Here is a 7804-nt window from a genome sequence, read left to right on the forward strand (position 1 = left end):
GGAGGTCCGCGTGCACCGGTCCCCTGGACGACTGGCGGAGCGCCGGCCGGTCGGCGTGCCCGTCGGCCCGCGGCGACACCGCGCCACACGCGGCGAGATCGACGCCCGACGACTCGATGCGCCCGACGTGACCGGCGCGGCATTCGAGGCGAGGCTCGGCGGAGAGGGAGAGCCCGTCGTACCTACCTTGCAGTGGCCGGCCGACCGGTCCGCGGAAGGGTCAGGGCGGCGGCGAGCCCGGCGGCCAGCACGGCCGTGGTGACGGCGAAGGCCGCCTGGTAGGAAGCGACGTCGGTGAGCCAGCCGGCCACGAGGGGTCCGGCGATGGCGCCGAGGTCGGCCGACATCTGGAACACCGCCACCACCCGACCGCCGCGGGCCGGGCTGACGTCGGCGACCAGCGCCGCCGGCACGCTGGCGAGGAACGAGGCGGCCAGGCCGAAGAGCGCCATCGACAGCAGGAACACCCACAGCGCCGGGGGCAGGACCAGGGCCGCCGTCGAGACCGTGGCCAGCGCGGCGCCGAGGACCAGCGCGGGACGCCGTCCCCACGTGTCGGCCAGGCGTCCCGAACGCAGCAGGCCGAGGGCCTGCGCCACCGAGCCCGCCAGCAGGCCGGCGCCGGCCCACGCGACCGTCCGGCCCAGCTCCTCGGTGACGTACAGGGGCACCAGCGAGTTGCGGACGCCGAAGAGCACCCAGCCGACGCCGAGGTTGGCCACCAGGGCGGTGATGTAGACGCGCGAGCGCAGGGCCGTCCGCAGGTCGACCGGGTCGGCGGCGAGGTCGGGCCCGGCCACCGCGGGTGCCGCCGAGGGCCGCGGGGTGACCGCCGGGCGCAGCAGCACCATGGCGACCGAGCCGGCGACGACGAGGAAGGCGGCGTAGAGGAAGAAGGGCAGGCGCGGGGAGAGCTCGGCGAGCAGCCCGCCGGCGGCCGGACCGGCGATCCCGCCGAGGATGAACCCGCCCTGGTACGTCGCCGCGGCGCGACCGCGGTGCGAGGGCGGGGCCACGCGCAGCAGCAGCGAGAGCGCGGCGACGGTGAACATGGCGCTGCCCACGCCGCCGGCCGCACGGAGGGCGAGGAACAGCGGGAAGGACGTCGCCAGCCCGGCCAGCCCGGTGGTGACCGCGACGATGCCCAGACCGGCCGACAGGACCGCGCGCTCACCGAACCGCTCGACCAGCGAGCCCCCGCCGAAGGCGGAGACGAAGCGGAAGAACGCGAAGGCGCTGACGGCGAGCCCGACGGCCGTCGTCCCCACGCCGAAGGACCGGGCGAACAGCGGGATGGCCGGCGCGACGATGCCGAAGCCGAGCGCGACGACGAAGGCGACGACGGCGAGGATGCCGACCTCACGGGGCACGTCCGACCGCCCCCGCCACAGCACGCCCTGGATGCTCGCACGGCGGGGGCCGGCGCCGGTCGAGGGCCCCGGGACCGCTGCCCGGGGACGCCCGCGGCCGACACCCCGCGCGCGGACGCCCCGGCGTCGGCCCCCTCACTCACGGGCCGGCGCCCCGGCCCCGCGTGCGCGGGACCGGGGCGCCGGTCGTTCCTCTAGGGGCAGCGATCAACTGCAGCCGCTGGTGGAGCCGCAGCCCTCGCAGACGTAGCAGCTGCCGGCCGGGCGCATCTTCGTGCCGCAGGTCATGCACAGCGGCGCGTCGGTGGCGGTCCCGGTGACCAGCTCGAGCAGCTCGGCCGAGGAGTGGGCCTCCTTGACCGGCTTCTCCGCCACCGCGCCGGCCTTGGGCTCCGGCTTGGCCGGGGCCTCGGTCGGCACCGAGCCGCGCAGCGCCTCGACGTCGACCTCCTCCTCCGCGACCGCGGAGGTCGAGGCGGAGGTGCCGTAGCCGGACACCTGGGCGGCGCGCTCCTCGGCGGTGAAGATGCCGAGGTTGGCCCGCTTCTCCACCGGCAGGTGGTCCAGCGCCAGGCGACGGAAGATGTAGTCCATCACCGACTGGGCGATCCGGATGTCCGGGTCGTCGGTCATGCCGGCCGGCTCGAAGCGCATGTTGGTGAACTTCTGGATGTAGGTCTCCAGCGGCACACCGTGCTGCAGCGCCAGCGAGATGCCGATCGAGAAGGCGTCCATGACACCGGCCAGGGTCGAGCCCTGCTTGCCGAGCTTGAGGAAGACCTCGCCGAGGCTGCCGTCCTCGTACATGCCGGCGGTCATGTAGCCCTCGGCGCCGGCGACGCTGAACGAGGTGGTGACGCTCGTCCGCTTCTTCGGCAGCCGCTTGCGCACCGGGTGCGACAGGCCGGCCGGGGCCGCGGCCTCCACCTTCGCCTCGTCCTTGGAGCCGTCGTTCTTGCCCTTGCCACCGGACAGGGGTTGACCGACCTTGCAGTTGTCCCGGTAGATCGCCAGCGCCTTGAGGCCGAGCTTCCAGCCCTGGAAGTAGATGGTCTCGACGTCCTCGACGGTAGCCGTCTCCGGCATGTTGACCGTCTTGCTGATGGCGCCGGAGATGAAGGGCTGCACCGCGGCCATCATCCGGACGTGGCCCATCGGGGAGATGGCCCGCTCGCCCATCGCGCAGTCGAAGACCTCGTAGTGCTCCGGGCGCAGGCTCGGGGCGTCGACGACGTGGCCGTGCTCGGCGATGTACTCGACGATCGCCTCGATCTGCTCGTCCTGGTAGCCCAGGCTGCGCAGTGCCCGCGGGACCGTCTGGTTGACGATCTGCATGGACCCGCCGCCGACCAGCTTCTTGTACTTGACCAGCGAGAAGTCCGGCTCGATGCCGGTCGTGTCGCAGTCCATCATGAAGCCGATCGTGCCGGTGGGGGCCAGCACCGACGCCTGCGCGTTGCGCCAGCCGAAGTCGGCGCCGATCTCCAGGCAGGACTGCCACTCGGCGGTGGCGGCCTTCACCACGTCGGCGTCGTCAGCGCCGACCGGGCGGATCGCGTCGTTGGCGGCGGCGTGCTTGCGCATCACCCGGGCGTGGGCGTCGGCGTTCCGGGCGAAGCCCTCGTAGGCGCCGACGATGCCGGCCAGCTCCGCCGAGCGGCGGTAGGCGGTGCCGGTCATCAGCGAGGTGATCGCCGCGGCCAGGGTCTGGCCGCCGCGCGAGTCGTACGCGTGGCCGGTGGCCATGAGCAGGGCGCCCAGGTTGGCGTAGCCGATGCCCAGCTGCCGGTAGGCGCGGGTGGTCTCACCGATCGGCTCGGTCGGGAAGTCGGCGAAGCAGATCGAGATGTCCATCGCGGTGATGACCAGCTCGACGGCCTTCACGAAGTTCCGGGTGTCGAACGTGCCGTCGTCCTTGAGGAACTTCATGAGGTTCAGCGACGCCAGGTTGCACGAGCTGTTGTCCAGGCTCATGTACTCCGAGCAGGGGTTGGACGCGTTGATCCGCCCGGTCTCGGGGTTGGTGTGCCAGTCGTTGATCGTGTCGTCGTACTGGATGCCCGGGTCGGCGCACTCCCAGGCCGCCTGGGTGACTTTGCGGAACAGGTCCTTGGCGTCGACGGTCTCGATGACCGAGCCGTCCATGCGGGCGCGCAGCCCGAAGTCCGTGCCGTCCTCGACCGCGCGCATGAACTCGTCGGAGACCCGGACGGAGTTGTTGGCGTTCTGGTACTGGACGCTGGTGATGTCCTTGCCGCCGAGGTCCATGTCGTACCCGGCGTCGCGCAGCGCGCGGATCTTGTCCTCCTCGCGCGCCTTGGTCTCGATGAACTCCTCGATGTCGGGGTGGTCGATGTCGAGGACGACCATCTTGGCCGCGCGGCGGGTGGCCCCACCGGACTTGATGGTGCCGGCGGAGGCGTCGGCGCCGCGCATGAAGCTGACCGGGCCGGAGGCGGTGCCGCCGGAGGAGAGCAGCTCCTTGGAGGAGCGGATGCGGGAGAGGTTCAGGCCGGCGCCCGAGCCGCCCTTGAAGATGAGCCCCTCCTCCCGGTACCAGTTGAGGATCGAGTCCATCGTGTCGTCGACGGCGAGGATGAAGCAGGCGCTGACCTGCTGCGGGGCGCTGGTGCCGACGTTGAACCACACGGGGCTGTTGAAGCTGAAGTACTGGTGCAGCAGCATCCAGGTCAGCTCGTGCTCGAAGACCTCGGCGTCGCCCTCGGTGGCGAAGTAGCCGTGCTCGCGGCCGGCCGCACCGTAGGTCAGCACCACCCGGTCGATGAGCTGGCGCAGACTGGTCTCGCGCTGCGGGGTGCCGACGGCGCCGCGGAAGTACTTCGTGGTGACGATGTTGGTGGCGTTGATGCTCCACTCGGCGGGGAACTCCACGCCGCGCTGCTCGAAGTTGATCGAGCCGTCCCGCCAGTTGGTCATGACGACGTCACGACGCTCCCAGGTCACCTCGTCGTACGGGTGCACCCCGGCGGTGGTGAAGACACGCTTGACCTTCAGGCCCTTCCCCCTAGTCGGCGCCTTGGCGGCGCGACGCGTACGGCCCGACAAGCGATCCTCGGTCTCGGTCACGGAGCTCTCCCTGTGTTGTGGGCGTTGCGGCGGCTGGGGAAGAGCCGCCTCTCGTTCTAGCGGGTGGTGCTGACGGTTTCGGCGACAGCGGCGGGCGTCATCGACCGGGGCTGCCGTCGGGGGCGGCCTGGCCGCGCCCCCCGCCCCGCCGGCGCGCCGGCGGGTCCTGCATGCCAGGCAGCGGCGGGGTGCCGGCGGCGATGTGCCGGGCCCGCAGCTCGGTGATCTCCTTCTCGAAGTCCTCGAGCGAGGTGAAGGCGCGGTAGACGCTGGCGAAGCGCAGGTAGGCGACCTCGTCCAGCTCCCGCAGCGGCCGCAGGATGGCCAGCCCCACCTCGTGGCTGGGTACCTCCGCCGCGCCCGTGGCGCGGATGGCGTCCTCGACCTGCTGGGCGAGCTTCTGCAGCTGGTCCTCGTCGACCGGCCGCCCCTGACAGGCCCGGCGGACGCCGGCCACCACCTTGCTGCGGTTGAACGGCTCGCTCACGCCGCTGCGCTTGACGACGGCGAGGACGGCCTCCTCCACCGTGGTGAAGCGCCGTCCGCACGCGGGGCAGGACCGGCGGCGACGGGTGGTCGCCCCCTCGTCGGCCTCGCGCGAGTCGATGACGCGGCTGTCCGGGTTGTGGCAGAAGGGGCAGCGCACGGCCGTTCCCCTCCCCTCGCGACACGCTCCGCCGCACGTCCGCCCGGTCGCCGCAGCGACCGCGGGAGCGGCCGGCACGACGGGCCCGGGAGGCCGACTGTGGACCTCCCTGGGGACATCCGGTGGACGTCGTGGGGAGGACCTGAGGATCGGCCTGTGGACGGACTCACAACGGTGCAACTACTAGATATAGGGGAACCTTAGGTCGGTCCCCACTAGATCTGCAAGCTGGAACGCGAGGCGCGTCGTCCGTCGAGATGACTTCGTGACCACCCGCGCGCAGTCGTCACACCCGCCCCGGCGACACGCCGGGGAACCCGTCGCAGCGGTCGCGGGACGCGTCGGTCGGGTGTAGCGGGCCGGGCAGGACAGGCACCCCGGACGCCGGGGGCCGGGCGTGGCGGTGCGGGTCACGGCGATGCGGGCCTGCTGATGCCGCGCGGAGGCGTGCCGCGCCGGAGCGCACGGGCGAGTGCCCGCCCTCAGGCGCGCAGCGCCTCGCTGGGGCGCGAGAGCCGGGGCCGGAGCACGCGGTCGCCGAGCCGCAGCGGGCGGGTCAGGCAGTCGGCCTCGGTGGCCCGCGGCATGAGCACCGTCGCGTCACCCAGCTCCGGGCCCCGCGCCTCCTCCGACTGGGCGTCGACGGCGCGGTGGCGCCCGACACGGTGGCGGCCCGCGGCCACGCCGGCGGGGACGGCCGGCTGCTCGGCGGTCACGTCGCCGCCGTGGCGGCGACGACGGCGCCCGGTGGCCGGAGCCGACCCGGGAAGGACGCCGGCCGCCCGCTGCTCACGGGCGGCGGCCTCGCTCAGCGACAGGAGCGGGGCGGCCGAGGCCCCGGGCAGCAGCTCCTCGCCGAGCCTCGCGAGGGGGTCCATGCCGCTGTCCGGCACCAGCACCGGTGCCGGCCGGACCTCCGGCAGTCGCACCTCGGCCAGGTCGCTCCAGGTCTCGCGGTCGACGCCGGCCACGGTCACCCGCACCCACATCTGGCACGCGCCCCGGCCGTCGTGCCGCCACCCCAGCAGCGACCCCGGCCACCAGGCGCCCTCGACGAGCACCTCGCAGCGCTGCGACTGCTGCGTGAAGACGGCGGCCCGGCTGCCTGAAATCGCTGACACGGATCCGACCGTAGACGGGCTGTCGGCCACCGAGCGTGAGCGACTCGGCACGACAGGTTGACGAACCTCGCAACCCCGCGTTGTCGCTCCTCGACCTCCCCGCGCCTGGCGAGCCGGCGACCGCGCCGGTCAGGGGAGCTCGAGGACCCGACCGGGGACCAGGACCGACCCCTCGAGGTCGTTGAGCTCCTCGATCGCGTCGACCACCGTGCGCACGTCCTGGTCGGCACCGGCCACCTCCCCGGCGATCGACCACACCGTGTCACCGGGCTCCACCACGACGCTCCGCCCACCGGCCAGCTGCAGCCCACCGTCGCCCGCACCCTGGACGAGCGGGGCGACGACCGAGCCGAGCGCGACGGCGCCGCCGAGGGCCAGGGCGAGCACCAGCCGGCGGCCCCGGCGGGTCAGGCGCAGACGGGGAGCCGCGCCCCGCCCCGGGGTGGCACAGCCGCCACGCACGGCACGGGCCGGCACCGCCCGCGACGTGGCGGCGCGGCCACCCGAGGAGGCCGTCTCCCGGCGCGCCGGCGCGCGGCCCGCGCCCCGCCCGGCGGGGGCCGGCTCCGCGTTCCGCGGCTCCGGACCCGCCGGGCGGTCGGGGACCGGCCGCAGGTGCCCGCCGACGCGGGGACCGGTCCCGGCCAGGCCCGGGGCGCCAGTCGTCCGCGGGGCACGACCGGACGCGACGGTCGGGCGCGCCGGGCGCCCGCCCCCCGACGCACGGCCACCGTCGGCCGACCCGAGCAACGGCCGCCACGGGACCTGCACCGACGCGTCGAACTCCAGCACGGCCTGCCGCACGCTCGCCATGACCACTCCTCCTCCATCGACCACTGCACCGATCGAACGCACGTTCGATCGAACATCTGTCCGATGTCTACCGCATGCCGCCGACACGGTCGACCCGACACCGCCACGCGCTTCGAACACACGTTTGAAGTACCGGCTCCGAGGCGCTACCGTCCGGAGCAGCACCCGTCCGCCGCGGCCGCGAGGGCAGCGGCGGGGCCGGCAGTGGGCCTCCGGAAGGGGTCGGCCCGGCTCCCCGGGCGGGCGCAGGACGACAGGGCCGTGGCGACACGGCCGGCGAGGAGGAGACGTGGCGGGCACGAGGGGGACGTCGGGCGGCGGCGCCCGGGGCGGAGGCGGCTCATCGCGGCGCGCGTCCGGCAGCCGGACCGCCGCTGCGGAGCCGGCCGAGGCGGCGACGGTGCGCACCTTCCCCGACCGGGGCGAGGCCGGCGACGGGCTCACCCAGCGGCAGCGGCGGGTCCTCGAGGTGATCCGCGACTCGATCGAGCGGCGCGGCTACCCGCCCTCGGTGCGCGAGATCGGCGAGGCGGTGGGCCTGTCGTCGGCCTCGTCGGTGGCCCACCAGCTCAGCGTGCTGCAGAAGAAGGGCTGGCTGCGCCGCGACCCGAACCGCCCGCGCGCGTTGGACGTCCGCCTGCCCGGCGACGCCCCCGGCGCCCCCGCGCCCACGGTGGTGGCACCCGCCGGCGCCGAGGGCGCGGGGGCGCCGGGGGCGTCGCCGGGCAGGCGGACGTCCAACGCGCGCGGGCGGTTCGGGTCGCGGC

Annotated in this window: 6 protein-coding genes; 1 reads left to right on the forward strand and 5 read right to left on the reverse strand. The window is 74.3% G+C overall.

All coding sequences use genetic code 11. The annotated features are described in order from the left end of the window. Window positions 1–182 precede the first annotated feature (182 nt). From CNO22_RS12325 to CNO22_RS12345, 5 genes are all read right to left on the reverse strand, one after another. Entirely contained in the window at window positions 183–1394 is a 1212-nt protein-coding gene (locus tag CNO22_RS12325) for an MFS transporter (protein WP_100499654.1), read from the reverse strand. A 183-nt stretch (window positions 1395–1577) separates the two neighbouring features. Then, complete coding sequence (locus tag CNO22_RS12330; RefSeq protein ID WP_100499655.1) at window positions 1578–4457, reverse strand: vitamin B12-dependent ribonucleotide reductase; 2880 nt, start codon at window positions 4455–4457, stop codon at window positions 1578–1580. Between the two features lie 97 nt (window positions 4458–4554). Beyond that, window positions 4555–5103 (reverse strand): transcriptional regulator NrdR, encoded by a 549-nt coding sequence (nrdR, locus tag CNO22_RS12335; protein ID WP_100499656.1) that lies wholly within the window; start codon window positions 5101–5103, stop codon window positions 4555–4557. Window positions 5104–5585: 482 nt separating this feature from the next. Then, window positions 5586–6224, reverse strand: a complete 639-nt coding sequence (locus CNO22_RS12340; protein ID WP_100499657.1) for a hypothetical protein — start codon at window positions 6222–6224, stop codon at window positions 5586–5588. A gap of 129 nt (window positions 6225–6353) precedes the next feature. Next, window positions 6354–7037 (reverse strand): LysM peptidoglycan-binding domain-containing protein, encoded by a 684-nt coding sequence (locus CNO22_RS12345; protein WP_157936921.1) that lies wholly within the window; start codon window positions 7035–7037, stop codon window positions 6354–6356. Window positions 7038–7437: 400 nt separating this feature from the next. Between CNO22_RS12345 and CNO22_RS29020 the strand changes: the two genes are divergently transcribed. Next, window positions 7438–7804 (forward strand): LexA family protein (locus CNO22_RS29020; RefSeq protein WP_232806984.1); only part of this gene is annotated, 367 nt, incomplete at its 3' end.

The organism is Geodermatophilus chilensis (assembly GCF_002802985.1).
GTDB lineage: Bacteria > Actinomycetota > Actinomycetes > Mycobacteriales > Geodermatophilaceae > Geodermatophilus > Geodermatophilus chilensis.

Coding starts and splice junctions, on each gene's coding strand:
- CNO22_RS12345 (WP_157936921.1), bottom strand. CDS start 7,037: ATGGCGAGCGTGCGGCAGGCCGTGCTGGAGTTCGACGCGTCGGTGCAG.